The organism is Afipia sp. Root123D2, assembly GCF_001425835.1.
Taxonomy (GTDB): Bacteria; Pseudomonadota; Alphaproteobacteria; order Rhizobiales; family Xanthobacteraceae; genus Afipia.
Genome location: NZ_LMDP01000001.1, coordinates 1,342,688 through 1,364,410, shown reverse-complemented (window position 1 = coordinate 1,364,410; position 21,723 = coordinate 1,342,688). Strand labels below are relative to the sequence as shown.

At 60.0% G+C, this 21,723-nt stretch carries 20 protein-coding genes and 2 pseudogenes; 10 read left to right on the top strand and 12 right to left on the bottom strand.

Annotated features, from left to right (window positions below):
• Positions 1 to 2 precede the first annotated feature (2 nt).
• Positions 3 to 2,717, bottom strand: a complete 2,715-nt coding sequence (gene gyrA, locus ASC80_RS06725; protein WP_056294250.1) for a DNA gyrase subunit A — start codon at positions 2,715 to 2,717, stop codon at positions 3 to 5.
• Positions 2,718 to 3,025: 308 nt separating this feature from the next.
• Between gyrA and ASC80_RS06720 the strand changes: the two genes are divergently transcribed.
• Positions 3,026 to 3,343, top strand: coding sequence for a hypothetical protein (locus ASC80_RS06720; RefSeq protein ID WP_156464293.1), 318 nt, complete (start codon positions 3,026 to 3,028; stop codon positions 3,341 to 3,343).
• Here ASC80_RS06720 and ASC80_RS06715 read toward each other — a convergent pair.
• Positions 3,340 to 3,822: a single-stranded DNA-binding protein gene (locus ASC80_RS06715; RefSeq protein WP_056294241.1), complete on the bottom strand. Its 483-nt coding sequence runs from the start codon at positions 3,820 to 3,822 to the stop codon at positions 3,340 to 3,342. The two genes, ASC80_RS06720 and ASC80_RS06715, sit on opposite strands and share 4 nt — an antisense overlap.
• Positions 3,823 to 4,303: 481 nt before the next feature.
• On the opposite strand from ASC80_RS06715, the pseudogene ASC80_RS24335 reads away from it, so the two are divergent.
• The 3 genes and pseudogenes from ASC80_RS24335 to uvrA form a co-directional block, all read left to right on the top strand.
• Positions 4,304 to 4,573, top strand: a pseudogene (locus tag ASC80_RS24335) (outer membrane protein); the annotation flags it as partial.
• Position 4,574: 1 nt separating this feature from the next.
• Positions 4,575 to 5,098, top strand: a pseudogene (locus tag ASC80_RS06710) (outer membrane protein); the annotation flags it as partial.
• A 418-nt stretch (positions 5,099 to 5,516) separates the two neighbouring features.
• On the top strand, positions 5,517 to 8,498 hold the full coding sequence (gene uvrA, locus ASC80_RS06705; RefSeq protein ID WP_056294238.1) for an excinuclease ABC subunit UvrA: 2,982 nt from the start codon (positions 5,517 to 5,519) through the stop codon (positions 8,496 to 8,498).
• 116 nt (positions 8,499 to 8,614) lie between these two features.
• On the opposite strand, the gene ASC80_RS24545 is transcribed toward uvrA, so the two are convergent.
• Positions 8,615 to 8,743, bottom strand: coding sequence for a hypothetical protein (locus ASC80_RS24545; RefSeq protein ID WP_283805038.1), 129 nt, complete (start codon positions 8,741 to 8,743; stop codon positions 8,615 to 8,617).
• 188 nt (positions 8,744 to 8,931) lie between these two features.
• Here ASC80_RS24545 and ASC80_RS06695 point away from each other — a divergent pair, with 188 nt between their 5' ends.
• Positions 8,932 to 9,204, top strand: coding sequence for a GNAT family N-acetyltransferase (locus ASC80_RS06695; RefSeq protein ID WP_056294234.1), 273 nt, complete (start codon positions 8,932 to 8,934; stop codon positions 9,202 to 9,204).
• A gap of 22 nt (positions 9,205 to 9,226) precedes the next feature.
• On the top strand, positions 9,227 to 9,529 hold the full coding sequence (locus tag ASC80_RS06690) for a GNAT family N-acetyltransferase (protein WP_056294232.1): 303 nt from the start codon (positions 9,227 to 9,229) through the stop codon (positions 9,527 to 9,529).
• 85 nt (positions 9,530 to 9,614) lie between these two features.
• Here ASC80_RS06690 and ASC80_RS06685 read toward each other — a convergent pair whose 3' ends face one another.
• Positions 9,615 to 10,406, bottom strand: a complete 792-nt coding sequence (locus tag ASC80_RS06685) for a fumarylacetoacetate hydrolase family protein (RefSeq protein WP_056294230.1) — start codon at positions 10,404 to 10,406, stop codon at positions 9,615 to 9,617.
• A gap of 247 nt (positions 10,407 to 10,653) precedes the next feature.
• Positions 10,654 to 11,031 carry a DUF3597 domain-containing protein gene (locus ASC80_RS06680; RefSeq protein ID WP_056294227.1) on the bottom strand — a complete coding sequence of 126 codons (378 nt, stop codon included), beginning with the start codon at positions 11,029 to 11,031 and terminating at the stop codon, positions 10,654 to 10,656.
• 460 nt (positions 11,032 to 11,491) lie between these two features.
• Between ASC80_RS06680 and ASC80_RS06675 the strand changes: the two genes are divergently transcribed.
• Positions 11,492 to 12,400 (top strand): DUF2189 domain-containing protein, encoded by a 909-nt coding sequence (locus ASC80_RS06675; RefSeq protein WP_056295701.1) that lies wholly within the window; start codon positions 11,492 to 11,494, stop codon positions 12,398 to 12,400.
• Positions 12,401 to 12,465: 65 nt separating this feature from the next.
• Here ASC80_RS06675 and ASC80_RS06670 read toward each other — a convergent pair whose 3' ends face one another.
• A complete protein-coding gene (locus ASC80_RS06670) occupies positions 12,466 to 13,527 on the bottom strand; it encodes a DUF1775 domain-containing protein (protein ID WP_056294224.1) in 1,062 nt (353 codons plus the stop codon).
• A gap of 43 nt (positions 13,528 to 13,570) precedes the next feature.
• Positions 13,571 to 13,951 carry a DUF2946 family protein gene (locus ASC80_RS24725; RefSeq protein ID WP_502690935.1) on the bottom strand — a complete coding sequence of 127 codons (381 nt, stop codon included), beginning with the start codon at positions 13,949 to 13,951 and terminating at the stop codon, positions 13,571 to 13,573.
• Positions 13,952 to 14,425: 474 nt separating this feature from the next.
• On the opposite strand from ASC80_RS24725, the gene ASC80_RS22975 reads away from it, so the two are divergent.
• From ASC80_RS22975 to ASC80_RS06660, 3 genes are all read left to right on the top strand, one after another.
• The gene (locus ASC80_RS22975; protein WP_082512425.1) at positions 14,426 to 14,578 is read left to right on the top strand and encodes a DUF1127 domain-containing protein; all 153 of its coding nucleotides are present in this window, start codon (positions 14,426 to 14,428) and stop codon (positions 14,576 to 14,578) included.
• Between the two features lie 223 nt (positions 14,579 to 14,801).
• Positions 14,802 to 16,238: a methylenetetrahydrofolate--tRNA-(uracil(54)-C(5))-methyltransferase (FADH(2)-oxidizing) TrmFO gene (gene trmFO / locus ASC80_RS06665; RefSeq protein WP_056294223.1), complete on the top strand. Its 1,437-nt coding sequence runs from the start codon at positions 14,802 to 14,804 to the stop codon at positions 16,236 to 16,238.
• A gap of 43 nt (positions 16,239 to 16,281) precedes the next feature.
• Positions 16,282 to 17,349 (top strand): serine/threonine protein kinase, encoded by a 1,068-nt coding sequence (locus ASC80_RS06660; protein WP_056294219.1) that lies wholly within the window; start codon positions 16,282 to 16,284, stop codon positions 17,347 to 17,349.
• Here ASC80_RS06660 and ASC80_RS06655 read toward each other — a convergent pair.
• Genes ASC80_RS06655 through yajC form a run of 5 tightly spaced genes read right to left on the bottom strand, consistent with a single transcriptional unit; the run spans position 17,339 to position 21,593 of the window.
• Positions 17,339 to 18,211 carry a phytoene/squalene synthase family protein gene (locus ASC80_RS06655; protein WP_056294217.1) on the bottom strand — a complete coding sequence of 291 codons (873 nt, stop codon included), beginning with the start codon at positions 18,209 to 18,211 and terminating at the stop codon, positions 17,339 to 17,341. The genes ASC80_RS06660 and ASC80_RS06655 overlap by 11 nt on opposite strands.
• Positions 18,208 to 18,597 (bottom strand): Mth938-like domain-containing protein, encoded by a 390-nt coding sequence (locus ASC80_RS06650; RefSeq protein ID WP_056294214.1) that lies wholly within the window; start codon positions 18,595 to 18,597, stop codon positions 18,208 to 18,210. Before ASC80_RS06650 ends, ASC80_RS06655 begins: the two co-directional genes overlap by 4 nt.
• Complete coding sequence (gene secF, locus ASC80_RS06645) at positions 18,594 to 19,595, bottom strand: protein translocase subunit SecF (RefSeq protein ID WP_200941151.1); 1,002 nt, start codon at positions 19,593 to 19,595, stop codon at positions 18,594 to 18,596. The genes ASC80_RS06650 and secF overlap by 4 nt, the downstream gene beginning before the upstream one ends.
• 14 nt (positions 19,596 to 19,609) lie before the next feature.
• Positions 19,610 to 21,208 carry a protein translocase subunit SecD gene (gene secD, locus ASC80_RS06640; RefSeq protein WP_056294208.1) on the bottom strand — a complete coding sequence of 533 codons (1,599 nt, stop codon included), beginning with the start codon at positions 21,206 to 21,208 and terminating at the stop codon, positions 19,610 to 19,612.
• A gap of 43 nt (positions 21,209 to 21,251) precedes the next feature.
• Positions 21,252 to 21,593: a preprotein translocase subunit YajC gene (gene yajC, locus ASC80_RS06635; protein ID WP_056294206.1), complete on the bottom strand. Its 342-nt coding sequence runs from the start codon at positions 21,591 to 21,593 to the stop codon at positions 21,252 to 21,254.
• Between the last annotated feature and the right edge of the window lie 130 nt (positions 21,594 to 21,723).

The following is a 21,723-nucleotide window of genomic DNA, read 5'->3' as shown; positions in this document are numbered from 1 at the left end:
CCTCAGCCGCCGTTGCCTCCGTCAGCCTCTTCACTCAGGCGCTCGACCGACACCACATGCTCGTCCTCGGCCGTATCGAATACGATGACACCTTGGGTCGAGCGTCCGGCGATACGGATGTCTTCGACCGGACAGCGGATCAACTGACCGGCATCGGTCACCAGCATGATCTGGTCGCTATCCTCGACCGGGAATGACGCCACCAGCTTGCCGTTACGTCCATTCACCGACATCGCCACGATGCCTTTGCCGCCGCGGCCGGTGGTCCGGTATTCGTAGGATGAGGTGCGCTTGCCGTAGCCGTTCTCGCTGATGGTCAGTACGAACTGCTCGTTGGCGGACATATCGACGTAACGCTGTTCGCCGAGTTCGATCGCTCCCGTTGCCTCTTCGGTATCGGTGGCAGCCTCCTCCTCGACACCGCCACGGCGCACCGCATTGGCCCGACGCAGGTAAGCCGCGCGCTCATCGGCATTGACGTCCATATGACGCAAGATCGTGAGAGAGATCAGCTTGTCGCCGTCGCCCAGCGCGATACCGCGCACACCCATCGAGGTGCGGCCTGTGAACACGCGGACATCGGTCACCGGGAAGCGAATGCATTGGCCGCCTCCGGCCGTCAGAAGAACATCATCGGTCTCGGTCGCGATCTGCACGTCGACGATGGCTTCGTTCTCGTCGAGCTTCATGGCGATGATGCCGGACCGGCGCACGTCGACAAAGTCCGAGAGCTTGTTGCGCCGGACATTGCCGCCGGTCGTCGCGAACATCACGTCGAGATTGGCCCACGAGGATTCATCCTCCGGCAACGGCATGATCGTGGTGATGCGCTCGCCCTGCTCCAGCGGCAGGATATTGATAAGCGCCTTGCCGCGCGAGTTGGGGGCCGCCACCGGCAGGCGCCAGACCTTTTCCTTGTAGACCTGGCCGCGCGACGAGAAAAACAACACCGGCGTGTGGGTCGATGCCACGAACAGACGGCTGACGAAATCCTCGTCGCGCGTCTGCATCCCGGACCGCCCCTTGCCGCCGCGCTTCTGGGCGCGATAGGTCGACAGCGGCACGCGCTTGACGTAGCCGGCGTGCGAGACCGTTACGACCATGTCTTCGCGCTGGATCAGATCCTCGTCTTCGACTTCGCCTTCCTGATCGATGATCACGGTGCGGCGCGGCGTCGCGAACTCGGCCTTCACGGCCTGCAACTCGGTCTTGATGATCGACTGGATGCGAGCGCGGGAGCGCAGGATATCGAGATAGTCCGCAATCTCGACGGCGAGCTTGTCCAGTTCCTCGGATATTTCCTCGCGGCCCAGCGCGGTCAGACGCTGCAGGCGCAGGTCGAGGATGGCTTTGGCCTGCTCCATCGAGAGTCGCGCGGTGCCGTCTTCCGCCAGCCGGTGGCGCGGGTCGTCGATCAACGTGATCATCGCAGCGACGTCCTTTGCCGGCCAGTCGCGCGACATCAGGGTTTCGCGTGCCGTATTTGGATCCGGCGAGGTCCGGATCACACGGATAATCTCGTCGATATTGGCGACCGCGATGGCGAGACCGACCAGGATATGAGCGCGGTCACGAGCCTTGTTGAGCAGGAATTTGGTCCGCCGCGACACTACATCCTCGCGGAACGCGATGAACAGCGTCAGCAGATCCTTCAGATTCATGACCTGCGGGCGGCCCGAATCCAGCGCCACGACATTGGCGCCGAAATTGGTCTGCAATGGCGTGAAGCGGTAGAGTTGATTCAGGACCACGTCAGGCACTGCATCGCGCTTGAGTTCGACCACCACGCGATAACCGTCGCGATCGGACTCGTCGCGCAGGTCCGAGATGCCCTCGATCTTCTTCTCACGCACCAATTCGGCGATGCGTTCGACCATCGTGGCCTTGTTCACCTGATACGGAATTTCCGAGACCACGATCGCTTCACGATCCTTGCGGATGGTGTCGATCGACACCTTGCCGCGCATCACGATCGAACCGCGTCCGAGATGATAGGCCGCGCGGATGCCCTGACGGCCAAGAATGATGCCGCCGGTCGGAAAATCGGGGCCCGGAATGATGTTGATCAGATCGTCGATGCTCAGCGCAGGATCGTCGATCAGAGCGACGCAGGCATCGATCACTTCGCCGAGATTATGGGGCGGAATATTGGTCGCCATGCCGACCGCGATGCCGCCGGCGCCGTTGACCAGAAGGTTTGGAAATTTGGCGGGAAGAACCTTCGGCTCGCGCTCGGAGCTATCGTAGTTCGGCTGAAAATTGACGGTGTCCTTGTCGATATCGTCGAGCAGCGACTGCGCCACCTTCTCGAGACGAGATTCGGTATAGCGCATCGCCGCGGCCATATCGCCGTCGACAGAACCGAAATTGCCCTGGCCATCGATCAACGGCACGCGCATGGAGAAGTCCTGCGCCATGCGGACCATCGCGTCGTAAACCGACTGATCGCCGTGCGGATGATATTTACCGATGACGTCGCCGACCGTGCGGGCCGATTTGCGGTACGGCTTGTTCCACTCAAAGCCGTTCTCGTACATCGCATAAAGGATGCGGCGATGAACGGGCTTCAGACCGTCCCGTGCATCCGGCAACGCGCGCGCCACGATCACGCTCATCGCGTAATCGAGATACGAGCGCTTCATCTCGTCGGAGATCGAAACAGGACGAATATCGACGAGGCCGGAGGGGCCGTCCGTCGGGTCTTGCGGGTCGGTCAAAGTGCGAATCCTAGGTGCGAAGTACTCTGGATATATAGGCTGAATCGGCGGCCCGCGCCAACCACATTAACCGCGAAATCGGCTGGAAATATTTGTGTATTTTCAAATAGTTGGAATTCGATCGTGTGCCGGCATCCACACCGATTCCAAGCCGTTCGGCCAACCCTCGCAAACACGCTGGATTCGTCGTGCGGGAGTGCACAGCCGGCGTGTGGGGGCCGCACATAGCTGCTCGTCATCGGGCTCGAGATGATGCTGATCGCCCGACGTATGAGGCACGTCAGGCAGAGCGGGCAAATGGAAGAAATATGCGCACTATACCGCAGCCTTCCCAGCGGCGCCGTAAACGCTTCTGCTGCAAACGCTTCTGCTGCCGGTCAGACCGCGAGCAACACCCTGCTTTGGGCTGCGCTGATTGGAATTATCGCGCTCGTCGCGGCCGCCTGTGCAATCGCATCCCTGTCACAGGCTGCGTCGCCAGTATCATCGAGTTACAAGAAACATCGCTGTCGCAACTGCACGGCGAGGCGCTGGCCGCGCTCGCCGTGCAGTTCGTGATCGACAGCAGTCGAGCTGCCTTTTTGGCTGAGTCGAATGACCGGCCTCGCGGAAACCGCCGCGCCTAGAACGGAATGTCGTCATTCATATCGTCGCGCCCGCCGCCTGCGGCGACTGCGCGGCGCTGCGATGGCGCTCCCGATCCGAATTCGCCGCCGCCACTATCCGATGCAAAGGACCCACCACCGCCGCCGCTGCGGCCATCAAGCATGGTCAGGGTCGAATTAAAGCCCTGCAGAACAACTTCGGTCGAATATTTGTCCTTGCCGTCCTTGTCCTGCCATTTGCGAGTCTGAAGGGCACCTTCGAGATAGACCTTCGCGCCCTTCTTCAAATACTGCTCGGCGATCTTGCAGAGACCCTCATTGAAAATGACAACGCGGTGCCACTCGGTCTTCTCTTTTTTTTCGCCGCTGTTCTTGTCACGCCAGGTTTCAGATGTCGCGACACTCAGATTGGCGATGGGACGACCGTCCTGCGTGCGTCGGATTTCGGGATCTGCGCCGAGATTACCAACCAGAATGACTTTGTTGACGCTTCCCGCCATTGCCTGTTCTCCATCTATCTTCGCGCTGTCGCAACGAATCGGTTTGGGTGAAAACCGCAACATCGCGGCACCTGTTCAAGCGCGACCCTATACGCTCCCACCCCGATCCCGGGGGCGTGTGGGCCGGTTATCCACACGGATCGAATGCTGCCGAGCAATTTGCCATAAGGATGTGTACTCTTTTTGTTCTTTTCGTGCAACACGCCGAAAGGGAACCCTTTGACGGTAAAATAGTTTTCGTGCGGCAGCCTAGAATATGTCGAAAAAGTGATCGAATTGTGGAACCCGAATCGAGAATTACTGCTGAGAATTCCATGCCTTACCGAGGATCACTTCAACCTCGAGTGTTGTATTTGGGAGACGGCTTTTTCCGCAGAAGCTGGTTATAAACTTTGCATAGATTCGAACCAGACAGCGTTCGCACCTTGGATTGAAACTGCTTCGATCAAAAAGAAGCAGACCGTAACTGGAGAATATAACGATGAAGAAGTTCCTGCTCAGCACCGTGGCTTTGATGGCCCTCGGTACGGCTTCGGCGGTCGCTGCTGACCTTCCTGCCCGCACCTACACCAAGGCCCCGGTTTATGCCGCTCCGATCTACAACTGGACCGGCTTCTATCTCGGTGGTCACATCGGCGCAGCGTTCGGCGGTGATGATGGCTTCGCCACCAACATTGTCGGCCTGACCGGTTCCAGCCGCGACGCCACGTTCCTCGGCGGTGGCCAGCTCGGCGCCGACTACCAGTTCTCGNGATGATGGCTTCGCCACCAACATTGTCGGCCTGACCGGTTCCAGCCGCGACGCCACGTTCCTCGGCGGTGGCCAGCTCGGCGCCGACTACCAGTTCTCGCCGAACTGGGTGCTCGGTATCGAAGGCCAGATCAGCGCGCAGACCAGCAACGATCGCACCTTCACCGACGGCATCGACACCATCCGCGACAGCTCGGATTGGCTCGCTTCGGTCACCGGCCGCCTCGGCTACACCTGGGGTCCTGGCATGCTCTACGTCAAGGGCGGTGTCGCGTTCCGTGACGACAGCGGCCTCGGCGCCACCATCGGCTTCCAGCCGGCTGTGACCGATCGTGAATCGACCGGCTACACCGTCGGCGGCGGTCTCGAGTACATGTTCGCTCCGGCCTGGTCGGCCAAGGTCGAGTACCAGTACTACAACTTCGGTACCACCAACATCGCGACCAACGCTGGTCTCGGCGCCCTGTCCTACAAGGACGATCTCCACACTGTGAAGGTCGGCGTGAACTATCACTTCAACTGGGGNTACCACCAACATCGCGACCAACGCTGGTCTCGGCGCCCTGTCCTACAAGGACGATCTCCACACTGTGAAGGTCGGCGTGAACTATCACTTCAACTGGGGTGGCCCGGTTGTTGCGAAGTACTGATCTTTGAAGTCCTGAGCATTTCGGGATTTACGGAAAGGCCGGCGCAAGCCGGCCTTTTTCGTTGTCAAAAGCAGAATCGCGTTTCGGGACCATCCTGCCGCGGGAACCCGACAGCACCAGCACAAATGAATGTCAGCCCCGCAAACCGTTGATGGTTTGCAAACGGCACTGGAAATCCTGTGCCGTTCTTCCTATGTTCCGGCGACAGATTTTTGTGCCGAACCTTGGCGATGAGTCGTCCCGCTCCGGGCAACCATCAACCGTTGTTCGTCCTGCGTGCCCGGAACAGATTCATGGATGAAGTCATCAAGGCCAACCGCAAACGGACAGCGGTCTCTGGACTGCGTGCAATCACCATTCGCGGCGCACGCGAACATAATCTCAAGAACGTCGATCTCGAAATCCCGCGCGACAAGCTGGTGGTCTTCACCGGCCTGTCCGGATCCGGAAAGTCATCGCTCGCCTTCGATACGATCTATGCGGAAGGCCAGCGGCGCTACGTCGAATCGCTGTCCGCCTACGCTCGGCAGTTTCTGGAAATGATGCAGAAGCCGGACGTCGACCAGATCGACGGCCTGTCTCCCGCCATTTCCATCGAGCAGAAAACCACGTCGAAAAATCCTCGTTCGACCGTCGGCACCGTGACGGAAATCTACGACTACATGCGCCTGCTGTGGGCGCGCGTCGGTATTCCCTACTCGCCCGCGACCGGACTTCCGATCGAAAGTCAGATCGTCTCACAGATGGTCGATCGCGTTCTCGCACTCCCCGAGGGAACACGTCTCTACCTGCTGGCCCCGGTCGTGCGCGGCCGCAAGGGTGAGTATCGCAAGGAGCTTGCCGAGTATCTCAAGAAAGGCTTCCAGCGCGTCAAGATCGACGGCGCTTTCTACGAACTCGCCGACGCGCCAACTCTCGACAAGAAATTTCCGCACGACATCGACGTGGTGGTCGACCGCATCGTCGTGCGTCCGGACATCTCCCAACGCCTCGCGGAATCGTTCGAGACCGCGCTGAAACTCGCCGAAGGCCTTGCGATCATCGAATACGCCGACGCGCCTGCCGCAGCGCCGGCGTCCGAGAAAAAGACCGACAAGAAGACCGCGAAAATCCATGACAAAAGCGGGCCCGAGCGCATTCTGTTCTCGGAGAAATTTGCCTGTCCCGTGTCCGGCTTCACGATTCCCGAAATCGAGCCGCGGCTGTTCTCGTTCAACAATCCTTATGGTGCCTGCCCGAAATGCGGCGGTCTCGGCGTCGAGCAGCACATAGACGCTGATCTGGTGATTCCGGACAAGGACCAGACCTTGCGCAAGGGCGCGATCGCGCCGTGGGCGAAGTCGTCATCGCCCTATTACATCCAGACGCTGCAGGCGCTGGGCAAGTTCTACAAATTTACTCTCGATACCAAGTGGAAGGACCTTTCGAAAAAGACCCAGAACGCCATTCTGTTCGGCTCGGGCGACGACGAGATCAAGTTCTCCTATGAAGACGGAGTGCGCTCCTACGATACCAAGAAGCCTTTCGAAGGTGTCGTCACCAACATCGAACGCCGTTTTCGCGAAACCGAAAGCGAGTGGGCGCGCGAAGAACTCGGAAAGTACTTCAGCGACGTACCGTGCGAAGCCTGCCATGGCTATCGGCTCAAGCCCGAAGCGCTTTGTGTCAAGATCGGCGGCAAGCATATCGGTGAGATCGCCGAACTGTCGGTCCGCGCGGCCGGCGAGTGGTTCGAGAGCGTTCCCAAACAGCTCAACACCCAGCAGAACGAAATCGCCATCCGCGTCCTGAAGGAAATTCGTGAGCGGCTGTCGTTCCTGCTCGATGTGGGCTTGAACTATCTGACGCTGTCGCGCGCTTCCGGCACCTTGTCCGGCGGCGAAAGCCAGCGCATCCGCCTCGCCTCGCAGATCGGCTCGGGATTGACCGGCGTGCTGTACGTGCTTGACGAGCCATCGATCGGATTGCATCAGCGAGACAACGCGCGCTTGCTCGACACCCTGCGGCGGCTCCGTGATCTCGGCAATACCGTGATCGTCGTCGAGCACGACGAGGATGCGATCGAAACCGCCGACTATGTCGTGGACGTCGGCCCGGGTGCTGGCGTCAATGGCGGCAACATCGTCGCCAAGGGTACGCCGCAGCAGATCAAGGCCAACCCGAAGTCACTCACCGGCCAGTATCTCACGGGCGAAATGTTCGTGCCAATTCCCGAGCGCCGCCCGCCCAATCACCGCCGCACCATCAAGGTGATCAACGCACGCGGCAACAATCTGAAAAACATTTCAGCGGAAATTCCGCTCGGTCTGTTCACATGCGTCACCGGCGTCTCCGGAGGCGGAAAATCGACACTGCTGATCGACACGCTCTACAAGTCGATCGCACGCAAGCTCAACAACGCCAGCGATGGCCCTGCCCCGCATGACCGGATCGAGGGTCTTGAGCATATCGACAAGATCATCGACATCGACCAGTCGCCGATCGGACGCACCCCACGCTCAAATCCGGCAACCTACACCGGCGCATTCACGCCGATCCGCGAATGGTTTGCCGGCCTGCCGGAATCGAAGGCGCGCGGTTATGAGCCGGGACGCTTCTCGTTCAACGTCAAGGGGGGCCGCTGCGAAGCCTGCCAGGGCGACGGCCTGATCAAGATCGAGATGCACTTCCTGCCCGACGTGTACGTCACCTGCGACACCTGCAAGGGCAAGCGCTACAACCGCGAAACGCTGGAGGTCCTGTTCAAGGGCAAGACCATCGCCGACGTCCTCGACATGACGGTCGATGAAGCTGCCGAGTTCTTCAAGGCCGTGCCGCGGGTACGCGAAACCTTCAAGACCCTGCAACGCGTCGGCCTCGGCTACATCCATGTCGGCCAGCAGGCGACGACGCTGTCGGGCGGCGAGGCCCAGCGCGTCAAGCTCGCCAAGGAATTGAGCAAACGCGCCACCGGTCGCACGCTCTATATTCTGGACGAACCGACGACTGGATTGCACTTCCACGACGTCTCCAAGCTGCTTGAGGTACTCCACGAATTGGTGTCGCAAGGAAACAGCGTGGTGGTGATCGAGCACAATCTCGAGGTCATCAAGACGGCGGACTGGGTGATCGATCTCGGCCCCGAGGGCGGCGACGGCGGCGGCGAGATCGTCGCATGGGGGCCGCCGGAGGACATCGTCAAGGCGCCGCGCAGCTACACGGGACAATTCCTTGCGCCGGTTCTCAAGAAAGGCAAATCGTCTCAGAAGCAAAAGAGCAACGAAGCGGCGGAGTAGCATCCTGATTGTTAAGCGAAAGGCAACATTAAGCGGAGCGCTTACTGCATCAACGGCAGCTGAAACCAAGAGCTTCAGCTAAGGATGCGGCCCCGACAAGGGACTTAGGCGCATCCTTACCTCACTCCGGTTCCCTTGCAGCGCTGGCACTTCATAACTTTAGCGCCCTTCTTCACCAGGCCTTTGCCTTCGCAATTCTTGCACTTCTGCTTCTTCTTGATGTTGGGACCGCGTTCATTTGCCATGCGTTTTCCAGACCATGATATTACGATGGGTGGCGTCGCGCCCCGCCAAATCGATCGACTCGCTATCCGCTTGTATCACGCGCCTCCGCAATTCCGGCATGAGAGCCCTGCTGTTGACCTCGAACGCGTACTGAGCGTCAATATAGCAAATTCCGTCCCCCGACGAGACTAACATCGATGCTCGCTGCATGACCGACATCGTCGATAACAACGCCGCTCGCCGCTACGAACTCGATATCGATGGCCATATCGCCGCCGCTTATTACGAACTCTCCGGTAACGTCATCACGTTCACCCATACGGAGGTGCCTACCGAACTTGGCGGCAAGGGTATCGGGTCGAAGCTCGTCAAGGGCGCGCTGGACCAGGTTCGCGCACGCGGCCTGCGGGTTGTTGCGCAATGTCCGTTCGTCAAAGCCTGTATCGGCAAACACCCGGACTATGCCGATCTCGTCGGCTGAACCAAGGCTCGAAGGAAACATAATGAGCGACCTGCCCCCAAGCACATCAACCGGCGATCACGTCCGCAACAACATCGCGCTCAGCCGCTACGAGCTTGACGTCGACGGCACAATGGCTTTCGCGAACTACCGGCTTTCGCCTGGCGTCGTCGTCATCACACACACGGAGACGCCGTCCGCCCTGCGCGGACGCGGCATCGCCTCACGGCTGGTGCACGGCGCGCTGGAGCATATCCGCGCCGATGGGTTGAAAGTCGTCGCGGGCTGCAGCTTCGTCGTCGATTATCTCCAGAAGCATCCGGAGTTTTCCGACATCACGGCGTGAGCGTCGCTCATCACGTTGTAAAAAAGCCCGCCATTGGCGGGCTTTTTTGTTTCGGAGTGGAGAGAGGTCGATTCTGCGGCCCACCTCAGACAATCTTGATCGACATGTCTGGCAAACCATCCAGCTTGCACAACAGCACATCGCCCTTCACCACCGGGCCGACATTGGCCGGCGTGCCGGAATAGATGATGTCGCCAGCCTTCAATTCAAAAGCCTCCGACAGCTTCGATACTTGCTCGGCAACGCTCCAGATCATCTTGTCGAGGTCGGAATTCTGCCGCACGGTCCCGTTCACCGCGAGCGAAATCGCGCCCTTGGTGAAGTGGCCGGTCTTGGCCGCCGGATGAATCGGCCCGAGGACCGCAGCGTGATCGAAACTCTTGCCGATCTCCCACGGCTTCTTCAAGCCCGCCATCTCGTTCTGCAAATCGCGGCGCGTCATATCGAGACCCAGCGCGTAGCCATAAACATGGTCCAGCGCCTTGTCGGCGGGAATGTTCGTTCCGCCGGATTTCAGCGCGGCAACCAGTTCCACCTCGTGATGATAGTTCTTGGTGAGCGATGGATACGGATGGTCCGCCACCTGTCCGATCGCGACATTCTGGATCGCGTCGGTCGGTTTCTGGAAAAAGAACGGCGGCTCGCGGTTTGGATCGGAGCCACGCTCGATCGCATGAGCGGCATAGTTGCGTCCAATGCAGTAGATCCGCCGCACCGGAAACACCTCATTCGTCCCCACAATCGGAATGGTGGTCGCCGCAACGGAAAACGCGTGCTTTGGTCCGGCCTGCGCCAGTGTTGGCGTGCTCTGGGTCGCCGCCCCGGCAAGGGCCGCCGCGCCGGTGGCAATAACCGCCCGTCGATCAATGTTCGTCATGTTTCTGCTCCCACTTTGATCTTGGTTTTAATTGGAAGCCTGCGACACCCGGTCGCAGGTGGCGGGATTGGTACGTCCGAACTTTAATGGGCGCAAGTCAAAGCGTGCGCGATTGTCCCTAGGCATCCTCTGGAATGCGGATGCTGGTCAGACCGTCGATCGGAGCTACTTTGTGCGTTGCAATGAAAAAGGCCCGCCAGTCGGCGGGCCTTCGTTGAACTGCACCGAAGCAGGATGCGCGGAGCGCTCAGGTCTTCATGTCGGCCGGAAGCTTTCCGCCGTTGGCGGCGAGCTTGGTCATCACCTGCTTGTGCAGCCAAATGTTCATCTTGGCGGAATCGCTGGTGTCACCATCGTATTTCAGTTCCTTCGCGAGTTCCTTGCGAGCAGCCAGGCTCGAGTCGATATCGAGCGCTTTCATCAAGTCGACGATCGACGTGCGCCACTCCAATTTTTCGCCTTTCGCAGCCACCGCTTTGTCGAGGATCGGCGCGACATCAACCATCGGCACAGCAGCGCCACCAGCTGGTGCACCCCCTGCAGCAGAGCCTGCACCGCTCGCCGGCTCGGCGGCGTCAGCCTTGGTGCCGAAAATCGCGCCCATAATTTTTCCGAAGATGCTCATCGTTGGACTCCCGCTAAACTGAATACAATTTGAGGTAAGTGAACGCGCTCTTACTTGTAGCCGACGCTCTCATGCCGGATCACGAGTGAGTGTAGACGGCGGTCTCGTTATTGCCAATGCGAGAAAAAACACCCTCGCCGCACGTTTCAAACCTTGCAGGTCGAAATGACGCCACAATGACACGCATGAGCGCCGGTCAAATGACGGCGGAAATCATGCATTTGCGTCTTTCCCGGCGTCACGAATGATCAACAATGGCGGGAGTGCACTGGCCGTTACTGCACTGCAACTCACCGAAGCGTGAGTTCTGCACACGGTCGATGGCGCTATCCTCATGCCAATGGTTGCACTGGCGTTGTCGTGTTCGCGGCCGCCGGATCAGCTTGTGCTTGTGCCCAAAGACGACCATGGCGGCAGGCAAGGAGACATCTGGCTGCCGCCCAAACGGAAGGCAACACCCATGTCGACCACCAGTAACATCTCGCACTTCACGCCCCGCACGACAGAGACGATCGCGACGCCTGTCGTTCGTAATCTCCAGTTTTCCGACCTCACCGATTCATTGCGCATGGGATGGGACGACTTCAAAGCCATCCCAACGCACGCGATCATGCTGGTGGTGATCTATCCGGTTCTTGGCTTGGTGCTGGCCCGCCTCGTGCTCGGATATTCCGTGTTGCCATTGCTGTTCCCGATGGCCGCCGGATTTGCGCTGCTCGGCCCGTTCGCGGCGTTGGGCCTTTACGAACTCAGCCGCCGCCGCGAGAACGGCGATGATCCCACCGCATCGCATGCGCTCAGCGTGCTGCAATCGCCGTCCCTTGGCGCAATGGTCGCGCTGGGGGCAATTCTCATGGTGTTGTTTGCAGTATGGCTGGCATGTGCACAGGCGATCTATATCGCGACGTTCGGCTACGAGGCCGCCGCCAGCATTCCCGACTTCCTCGGCCGGATATTCTCGTCTCCGCAAGGCCTGACCTTGATCGTCGTGGGATGCGGTGTCGGATTCCTGTTTGCACTCATTGCACTGTGCATCAGCGCCGTGTCGTTTCCCCTGATGCTGGACCGGCACGCCACGGCGCCGGAAGCGATGCTTGCCTCCATCAAGGTCGTCTCACAAAACCCCGTCACGATGGCAGCTTGGGGCGCGATCGTCGCCGCGCTGCTCGTGATCGGCACGCTGCCATTCTTCCTAGGCCTTGCTGTCGTCATTCCCGTACTCGGACACGCAACCTGGCATCTGTACCGCAAGGCTCTTGAGCCCGCCGCTGCACCCTATCAGCCGCCGCCCCAACGGCCGCATGCAACGCGCTATGCAGCGGAATTTCCGGCGAGCCTGTTCTCGTCCTGGCGGCGTCGGGATCAATAGCTCGCGGCAAGAGCAGCGAGACAACGCGGCGGTCAAAAAACCGCCGCGTTGTTTTTCCATCGGGTTCAGTGCTTGTGCATCTGCATCGGTGCCTGACTTGCACCGATCCCGGCGACGTTGAAAGTGACATCGAGCTTTCCAGCCTTCTCGAAAACCAACGTCGCCTTGATCGCCTCGCCTTCCTTCAGTGGTTGCTTGAGGCCCATAAACATCATGTGAAAGCCGCCGGACTTCATGACGACTGTTTCACCCGGCTTGATCGTCAAGCCGTTTTCCAGCGGACGCATCTTCATCACGCCGCCGGTCATCGACATCTCATGGATTTCAGCGTGATCGGCCGCACCTGTCGTCACGCTAACGAGACGATCCGGCTGCTTGCCGTTATTGGTGATCGTCAGATAACCACCGGCGATCTTGGCACCGCCTGGCGTTGCGCGTGTCCATGGTGAGGTGACCTTGAGATCGCCGATGCTATAGGTGCCGCCATCCGCAGCGGGAGCTGCCATCGCACCCATCTTGTCGGGACTCATACGGTCATGATTCATCTTGCCGTGGTCCATACCGCCCTGACCGACCGTCGCGGCCTCGGATACGACACGGACGGCAGGCGCCGGCGTTTTCAAATCGTGAGGGCTCTGTCCGTCCGCGGGAATCTCGACCCAGCGCGCTTCGGTGCCAGCACATCGCTGGATCGTCGGAAAACGGATCGTGTCGCCCGATGCAAAATCGGACGTCACAAAGCCGACGAACGTGAACTCGTCGTAGTTGTCGTCGGGCAACGAGCCGCCTGACCAGACGATCTCGCGCGTACCTTCAGTGACCGTCTTGCCGTGGCTCTGATAGGATTTTGCGTAAGCTCCCCGCTTCACCTCCAGCGTCCAGCCCGGTTTCGGCATCGGCTTCACACCGATCACGCCTTCAGGAATTTGTACGCGGATGGCCTGTGTCGCCTGGCCGTCGCAGCCATGCGGGACCTTGAGTACCCCCCGATAGGGCGCGTTGGCGCGCGTCTCGGCTTTGTCCAGGGTGATGTGAGCGAAGGCCGCGGAGTGAAAACCGGCGGCGCCGAGTGTCGTCAATACGGCCGCGATGATCGGCTTGCGGAAGCCAGAAGTCTGACAGGTCATGTGATCCTCGAAATCGGATGAGAGTTTGGATGGGTCGGGTCTCTCAAGTCCGTTCCGGTGGTCCCCGTGCCTGCACCGCTCCCAGCACCATTGACGGCCTAGGGACCGCGCGACCAGTTTGTAGCGCAGCCACATCAGCCACCAGCACGGGTGCCGGTTGACTGACGCCAGCCGGTCCCGGCACGGCGCCGGCCAGAGTCGCGCAGGCTGCAGCACAGTCGTGATGAGCAGGCTGGCCGGACGTCCCCTTCCCCTCAGGGAGCGCATCGTCATGGTTCGTTATGCAATATATTGCATCAAGCCGGGCGGATAGTGAGCCAGCCGAAGCCGCGCGACTCCAAGCCGTCACGAGCCCGTGGACCGCCAGCGCCTGAGCGAGGATCAGGACGACCAGAAAATACCGAATGGTCCCTTGTCGATGCATTCGTGGGCTATGCCACGCGTATTCATCGCCGTCCATGCCGGCCAATCGATGTCCCGCCCGCTGTTGGGAACTTGGACTGAACAATGCGTGATCGATATAATATGAATATGTATTCAGTATCGCGAACTATCATGCATCCATGACATGGATTGGGGAGAGATCGCGACATAGTTGCGGCCAGAAACACCCTTTCGTGGAGCTGAGATGAGACGGTCTTATGATACCGTATTTGCTCACGAGATAATACTTTTATGGCATAACGACGTGAAATGTATCCTGTTGGATATATTTTCCGATCTCGCCAGCCAGATGCGCCTCATCTGAAAGGTTAATCATTCCTTACATTGCCATGCGTTTTTCGACTAGCTGCATCGCAACATTCAGACTGTTGCAATGCGAAATGAACCCTTATGTTCGTCTCAACGATGAGGTTCCAAGAAAGGACTGAATCGGGAATTCGAAGGAGACAGAGCCATGTTGCTTTCTTTTATCCGCATGATCCAGGCGTTCCGGGATTACCAGCGCAACGTCGCCGAGTTGTCCCAGTTGAGCGATCGCGAACTGGCCGATATCGGTCTTGATCGCTCGGACATCCAGCGCGTCGCTGCCGGTGCCTACAACGGCTAAGGCCGTTAACTGCATCACATGCCGATTACGCCCGCTAGCAGCGGGCGTTGTCGTATCTGGACACAGGATCCCGCGCGATCCGTCGATCGCCATCCCTCAAATCCGGAATTGAGCGCGCAGCCCCCCGACAAGACCGGGAGGATCGCGAGCGGTTGCTGTGGGCGCCGCCGTGGGCAGGCAAAGCGGGATTCCCCTTTGCCGGAAAATGCTCTACCTGTGAGCCATGACCAGCATATCCACGACCCGTCAGGACGCCATCCACGTGATCGGCGCCGGCCTCGCCGGCTCGGAAGCCGCATGGCAGATCGCGAACCGAGGCGTCCGCGCGATCCTGCATGAAATGCGTCCGCACCGGATGACAGAAGCTCATCGCACCGATGGGCTGGCGGAACTGGTCTGCTCCAATTCCTTTCGCTCCGATGATGCCGCCAACAACGCCGTCGGGCTGCTCCATGCCGAACTACGTAAACTCAATTCGCTGGTGATGTGCGCTGCCGACGCCAATCAAGTTCCGGCCGGTGGCGCTCTGGCCGTCGATCGCGATGGATTTTCAGGCGCCGTCAGCGCAGCACTCACCTCCCATCCCCTCATCGAGATTCAGCGCGAGGAAATCGATGGCTTACCGCCGACGGACTGGCAAAACGTCATCATCGCTACTGGCCCGCTGACATCCCCGCCCCTCGCCGACGCGATCCGCGCATTGAGCGGCGAGGATGCCCTGGCGTTTTTCGACGCCATTGCACCGATCGTACATCGCGATTCGATCGACATGACGATGGCATGGTTCCAGTCGCGCTACGACAAGGTCGGTCCTGGCGGCAATGGCGCGGACTACATCAACTGTCCGATGACGCGTGAACAGTACGATGCCTTCGTCGATGCCCTGATCGCCGGCGACAAGACCGACTTCAAGGATTGGGAAACCAGCACACCTTACTTCGACGGCTGTCTGCCGATCGAGGTGATGGCTGAGCGCGGCCGCGAGACGTTGCGCCATGGTCCGATGAAGCCTGTCGGCCTGACCGATGCTCATAATCCGACCGTGAAGCCTTACGCCATTGTCCAGCTTCGCCAGGACAACAAGCTCGGCACGCTCTACAACATCGTCGGCTTTCAGACGAAACTGAAGCATGGCGCGCAGACTCAAATATTCCGCACCATCCCCGGCCTGCAGAACGCGGAGTTCGCACGCCTCGGCGGCCTGCATCGCAACACCTTCCTCAACTCGCCGAAATTGCTTGACCCTCAACTGCGGCTGCGCGCACAAACACGCCTGCGCTTCGCCGGGCAGATGACCGGATGCGAAGGCTATGTGGAATCCGCAGCCATCGGCTTGCTGGCGGGATTGTTTGCTGCGGCAGATATCCGCAGTCAGGCGATGACAGCGCCGCCGCCGACCACGGCACTGGGTTCGCTGCTCGGCCACATCACTGGTGGACACATCGAAACTGTGGATGCCGGCCCGCGCTCGTTCCAGCCGATGAACATCAATTTCGGGCTGTTCCCGCCGCTGGCATCCCCTCCGACCAAAAAGCCCGACGGATCGCGGCTGCGCGGCAATGAGAAAACCATCGCCAAGAAGCAGGCGATGAGCGCACGCGCTCTTACCGATCTGGATCGCTGGATTGCCGACATCAGCCACCTGTCGGCGGCGGCATAAGCGAGCTTCGGCGATCACACCATATGTCAGTCAGGAATTGTCCATGAGTCTCCCAAAGGAGGACATTGAAGTCTTGTCCTCGACATGGACCGAAGGCGTCTTGCTGAAGCGTGACGTGTTCTCAACCGTCGAACGCGGCCGCTTCCGCACGGCAGCCGGTGAAGTCGACGCGGTGCTACGCCGCCTCGATCAGGTGCCATGGTGGTCCTATCCCTTGGCGCTGCATCTGTTTCGTCGCGAGCGCCGCGCACTCGCGCTCGCGCGCGAACTTCACGTCGGACCAGAATTGCTGTGGGCCGGCGAGAAGTCGCTGGTGCGTGGATTCATCGACGGCGTCGCGCTGCATCTGGCCAAGCCGGTCGGTGATCGGGCTTATTTCGAAAGTGCAAAGCTAGCGCTGCGGCGCATTCACCGTCTCGGCATCTGCCACAACGATCTCGCAAAAGAACAAAACTGGCTGCGCGGCAGCGACGGCAAAGCCTACCTGACCGATTTCCAGCTTGCTGTCTGCTTCAAGAGCCGGAGCCGCCTGTTTCGCATCGCGGCTTATGAAGACTTGCGCCACCTCCTCAAACACAAGCGCCGCTACGCGCCGGAAGCGCTCACGCCCAGGGAACTTCAGGTTCTCGCCAACAAATCCGGGTTTGCGCGGATATGGCTCGCGACCGGCAAGCGCATCTACCAGCTGATCACTCGCGGCATCTTCAACTTCACCGACCGCGAGGGCGGAGGACGGCGGCTGGTCAACGATGCACCTGTTCTCATCAATGCGCTCAAAAGCAATCCCGCCGTGCGCGATGCAGCCATCGTCGCATTCGCCGATCGCCGCACCGGCGTCGGACTCTACGCTTTCGTTGAAGCGAGCGACGATCTGACCGAAAGCGATATCCGTTCAACCTTCCACGCCGAACCGAAACCGCCGGAGCACATCCAGATTGTCCACGCGTTGCCGCGGAACGATACGGGCGAGATCCGTAACGAGATTCTGCAACTGGTCGCGATGAATCAGATCGATCTGATCGAGCCGCTGATGCGCAACGATGCCGACCGCGCCTTCATGAAAGATATTCTCGATCAGCGCAAAAACCTGCGCGACCGCTTCAGCTTCTGAATGTCTTCGAACGCGCCGCTCGCCACAGCGCCCAGAGCGTGCCAAGCCGTGACGGCTGGGCGGTTTTAAACGGATCGGCTTCCGGCTTGATCTGGTCGAGTGCACGTCGCACCGGCACGATCGGGAGGAACGCCGCCAGACTGATTTCTGGCAGACTGGCGAGCAGATCGATGGCAACATCGAGTTGCGAAGCCGCCTCGGCGCGGAGACGTTCGATCACGGCATGCAAGCCCGGCGTTGCAACCCCGGCGAATACATCCTCTTCCCGGACGTCGTATTCCTGAAGCCATGACAGTGGCAGATACATCTGGCGACGCGCGGCATGAACAGGCAGCAAGCGCATCACGTCGACGATCCCCTGCGCCACACCTGCGTGGCGGGCGACGTGCCACGCCTCATCGGACTCGGTCGCCAGGATGCGGGTGCCGAGCGACAAAAGTGTCGACGAAGTCGCATGACAATATGACTCGAGTGCCTCGAGCGTCGGCATTGGATCGTCATAGACGTCGAAGACATGCGCATCGATCAGGCCCACGAGCGGTTCTCGTGACAAGCCCTGTTCGCTGAACGAACGCAGCAACTCGGCCGCGACTGGATTCCCTTCTGCCTCGCCCGATTCGGTGCCGGCCAGCAGATCGCGCCACCACTGCAGCCGGATTTCGCCGGGTAATGGCTGGCTGATATGATCCCGAACGCGGCTGATCTCGACGTTAAAAGCATAAAGCGCCAGCAGAGACCGCCGCTTATCCGGCGGAACGAACAGCGTAGTCGCATAGCGCTCGAAGTTCTCGTTGCGCACGAGATCAGCACAGAATTCCGCGGCGTCACCGCCGGAAGCAAGGCTTTGAGATGTCGGATTCATGATACCGCGATCAGCGCCGCTGCGACGCGTCGGCGTTCGCCGATCATCACGTTGTAGGTCCGGATCGCCGGGCCAGTCTGCATCGGATCAAGCACGATCGCGACTCTTCGAAAGGCCTGACGCAGATCGTCAGGCGGCAGCCAGACGTCGTTGCCGGTTCCGATCACCAGCGTATCGATCTCGGCGCCATGTTCGAACACCTGCGCTAGCGATACGCGTGTGATGTCCTGCGGCTGCATAATCGGCCACGGCCATATTGCATTCGGCAGGCATAGCAGCGACCCGCGATGGGACATCTCGGCGAAACGGAACCCGCCCTGCCCGTAGGCCTCGATCGGCGCGGAGCGGGGAAGGTGCGGGGCGTCAGGCCGGCGAGCGCCGCTCAAGGCTTCGACGGCTTGTCCTCGCCGCCCCGGTTCTTGCCGACGCCGAGATAGATCAGCATCGGCGCCGCGATGAAGATGGAGGTATAGGTGCCGACCAGCACCACACCGAACATCATGGTCGCCGCGAAGGAATGGATCGCCTTGCCGCCGAACAGCAGAAGTGCAAGCAACGCCAGCGTCACGGTGACGTGGGTGATGATCGAGCGCGACAGAGTCGAGTTGATCGAGGCGTTGAGCAAGTCCTCCATCGGCATCTTCTTGTAACGCCGTAGCAGCTCGCGAATACGGTCATAGATGACGACAGTGTCGTTGAGCGAATAGCCAAGAATCGTGAGCAGCGCCGCTATCGATGTCAGGTCGAAATCGATCTGGGTGACCGACATGAATCCGATCGTCAGCACGATGTCGTGGACGTTGGCGACCATGGCGCCGAGTGCGAATTGCCACTCGAAACGGAACCAGAGGTAGATCAGAATCGAAAAGATCGCGAGCATCAGACCGATCGTGCCGAACGCCAGCAACTCGCCAGATACGCGCGGACCGACCACTTCGACGCGTCGATAGTCGACCGTGTCGCCCAGCGCACCACGCACCTTCTGAACCGCCGCCTGCTGTGCGGCATCGCCGCCCGGCTGCTCGGCAACGCGGATCAGGACCTCCGTCGGGCCGCCGAACTGCTGAAGCTGCACATCGCCCAATCCGAGCGTACCAAGCTTGGTTCGTAGCGCCGAGATATCGGCGGGTCCGGACTTCGACTGAATTTCAAGCAGCGTGCCGCCCTTGAAGTCGATGCCGAAATTCAGGCCATGCGTGAAGTAAAGCGTGATCGCCAGAATCGACAGCACGGCGGAAACCGGGAAGCTGAAGCGCCGCAGATCCATGAAATGCAGCGTCGTATTGTCAGGGACAATGCGAAGCGCTGGAATGACGCCATACACGCTGAGTATCGTCAAAACGACGATAAAGACCGCGAGCGCGATGATAATGGTGTGTGTCACGTCGGAACGATCCCTTAAATCGGCACGGTCTGCGGCCGCTTCCATCGCACCCAGGTCGCGACGATCAGGCGGGTGACGGTGAAGGCGGTAAACACCGTCGTTATGATGCCGATGCCGAGCGTCACCGCGAAACCGCGAACCGGACCGGTGCCGATGTAGAACAGCACGGCTGCCGCGATGAACGTCGTGATGTTGGAGTCCATGATGGTCGCCAGCGCGCGGCTGAATCCGGCATCGATGGCGGAAATCGCGTTCCGCCCTCCGCGCAACTCTTCTCGTATGCGCTCATAGATCAGCACGTTGGAGTCCACCGCAATACCGACCGTCAGCACGATGCCGGCGATGCCCGGCAATGTCAGCGTCGCATTGAGCAGCGAAAGAATGCCGAAGATCATCGCGACGTTGATCGCCACCGCGATGTTCGCGAACAGGCCGAAGAGGCGATAGGTCAGCGTCATGAACACGATGACGAGAACCGATCCAACATAGGATGCCAGTTCGCCGGCGGCGATCGAGTCCTGGCCGAGGCCGGGGCCGACGGTGCGCTCTTCGATGATCGTCAAAGGCGCCGGCAGCGCGCCGGCGCGCAGCAGAATCGCCAGATCGTTGGCCTGCTGGACAGTGAAGTTGCCGGAAATCTGGCCCGAGCCGCCGGTGATCGGCTCCTGGATGACCGGCGCGGAGATCACCTCGTTATCGAGAATGATCGCGAACGGTTGTTTGACGTTCTCCGTCGTGGCGATCGCAAACTTGCGCGCACCAGACGTATTGAAGCGGAACGACACGATCGGCTGCCCGGTGCGCTGATCGAAACCGGGCTGCGCGTCGGTCAGATCGCCGCCGGACACCAGGACCTGCTTTTTGACAACATAAGGCACGTGCGGCGGTTCAACGCCGCGCAGCAATTCGGAATCCGGTGGCACCCTGCCCTGAAGCGCCTGCTCCGGCGACACGCTGGAGTCGACCATGCGGAAGTCCATCTTCGCGGTCTTGCCGAGGATTTCCTTCAGCCGCGTCGGGTCCTGCAAACCCGGCACCTGAACCAGAACGCGATCGAGGCCCTGACGCTGGATCAGCGGTTCGACCGTGCCGAGTTCGTTGACGCGCTTTTCGATGATCTGGATGGACTGTTCGACCGCCTGACGGAGGCGTTCGGTGATCGCCGCTTGCGGCACACTCAGCCGGATCAGGCCGCCGCCAACGTCGGACACCTCGACGCTACGCTGCCCGGTGCTGCCGAGCAGACCGCTGAGCGGCTGCGACAGTTCACGCAGTTTGGACAGCGCCGTTGGCAGGTCCTGTTCCTTGACCCGAACCTCAACGTTGTCGCCCTTCACGCCGAGGCCGGTATATCCCAGCCGCGCGTCGCGCAAGGTACGGCGAACATCGTCGCGGACCTGATCGAGTTTGTCTTTCTTGACCGAGTTCGCGTCAACCTCGAGCAGGATGTGCGAACCACCCTGCAGATCGAGGCCCAGCACCAGATGGCGCTGCGCCCATTTCGGCCACGTCTTGACGGTCGCCTCTGGAAAGAAATTCGGGACCGCGCAGAGGCACACCACAAGCGCGGTGAGAATCACCGCCAGTGCCTTCCACCGCGTGAAATACAGCATTGAGATGATCCGTCAGATGATTTGAATTGCGGCGCCGGAAGCGTCAGCTCGCAGCATTTTCCTTCGCAGGCTCGCCCTTGGTGCGAACCGCCGAAACCATCTGCCGCAACTGCCTGATCCGGACGCCGTCCGAAATCTCCATTTCCACCTGATCGTCATCGACGACCTTGGTCACCTTGCCGACGAGGCCGCCGTTGGTAACGATGGTGTCGCCGCGACGGATGTTTTTGACCATTTCGGCGTGATCCTTCACCTTCTTCTGCTGCGGCTTCAGGATCAGGAAATACATGATGACGAAGATCAGCGCGAAGGGCAGCAGCGACATCAGCATGCTGTTGGTGTCACCGCCGGCAGCGGCCTGGGCGTAGGCTGGAGAAATAAACATTCGCTAGATCCTCGTGAAGGCTGTGTCGGCCAAAAGCTGCTTATAGAAGGCCATTCCGGGCCAAATTTGCGCGGACTATAGCGACCAGCGCCCCAATTGCAACGCCGCACAGCCTTCCATTTCGGCAGGT

Coding starts and splice junctions, on each gene's coding strand:
- ASC80_RS06670 (WP_056294224.1), bottom strand. CDS start 13,527: ATGACCTGTCAGACTTCTGGCTTCCGCAAGCCGATCATCGCGGCCGTA.
- ASC80_RS06660 (WP_056294219.1), top strand. CDS start 16,282: ATGAGTCTCCCAAAGGAGGACATTGAAGTCTTGTCCTCGACATGGACC.
- uvrA (WP_056294238.1), top strand. CDS start 5,517: ATGGATGAAGTCATCAAGGCCAACCGCAAACGGACAGCGGTCTCTGGA.
- trmFO (WP_056294223.1), top strand. CDS start 14,802: ATGACCAGCATATCCACGACCCGTCAGGACGCCATCCACGTGATCGGC.
- ASC80_RS24545 (WP_283805038.1), bottom strand. CDS start 8,743: ATGGCAAATGAACGCGGTCCCAACATCAAGAAGAAGCAGAAGTGCAAG.
- ASC80_RS06720 (WP_156464293.1), top strand. CDS start 3,026: ATGCGCACTATACCGCAGCCTTCCCAGCGGCGCCGTAAACGCTTCTGC.
- ASC80_RS24725 (WP_502690935.1), bottom strand. CDS start 13,951: ATGCATCGACAAGGGACCATTCGGTATTTTCTGGTCGTCCTGATCCTC.
- secD (WP_056294208.1), bottom strand. CDS start 21,208: ATGCTGTATTTCACGCGGTGGAAGGCACTGGCGGTGATTCTCACCGCG.
- ASC80_RS22975 (WP_082512425.1), top strand. CDS start 14,426: ATGTTGCTTTCTTTTATCCGCATGATCCAGGCGTTCCGGGATTACCAG.
- ASC80_RS06675 (WP_056295701.1), top strand. CDS start 11,492: ATGTCGACCACCAGTAACATCTCGCACTTCACGCCCCGCACGACAGAG.
- ASC80_RS06680 (WP_056294227.1), bottom strand. CDS start 11,031: ATGAGCATCTTCGGAAAAATTATGGGCGCGATTTTCGGCACCAAGGCT.
- yajC (WP_056294206.1), bottom strand. CDS start 21,593: ATGTTTATTTCTCCAGCCTACGCCCAGGCCGCTGCCGGCGGTGACACC.
- ASC80_RS06655 (WP_056294217.1), bottom strand. CDS start 18,211: ATGAATCCGACATCTCAAAGCCTTGCTTCCGGCGGTGACGCCGCGGAA.
- ASC80_RS06695 (WP_056294234.1), top strand. CDS start 8,932: ATGACCGACATCGTCGATAACAACGCCGCTCGCCGCTACGAACTCGAT.
- ASC80_RS06690 (WP_056294232.1), top strand. CDS start 9,227: ATGAGCGACCTGCCCCCAAGCACATCAACCGGCGATCACGTCCGCAAC.
- ASC80_RS06685 (WP_056294230.1), bottom strand. CDS start 10,406: ATGACGAACATTGATCGACGGGCGGTTATTGCCACCGGCGCGGCGGCC.
- ASC80_RS06715 (WP_056294241.1), bottom strand. CDS start 3,822: ATGGCGGGAAGCGTCAACAAAGTCATTCTGGTTGGTAATCTCGGCGCA.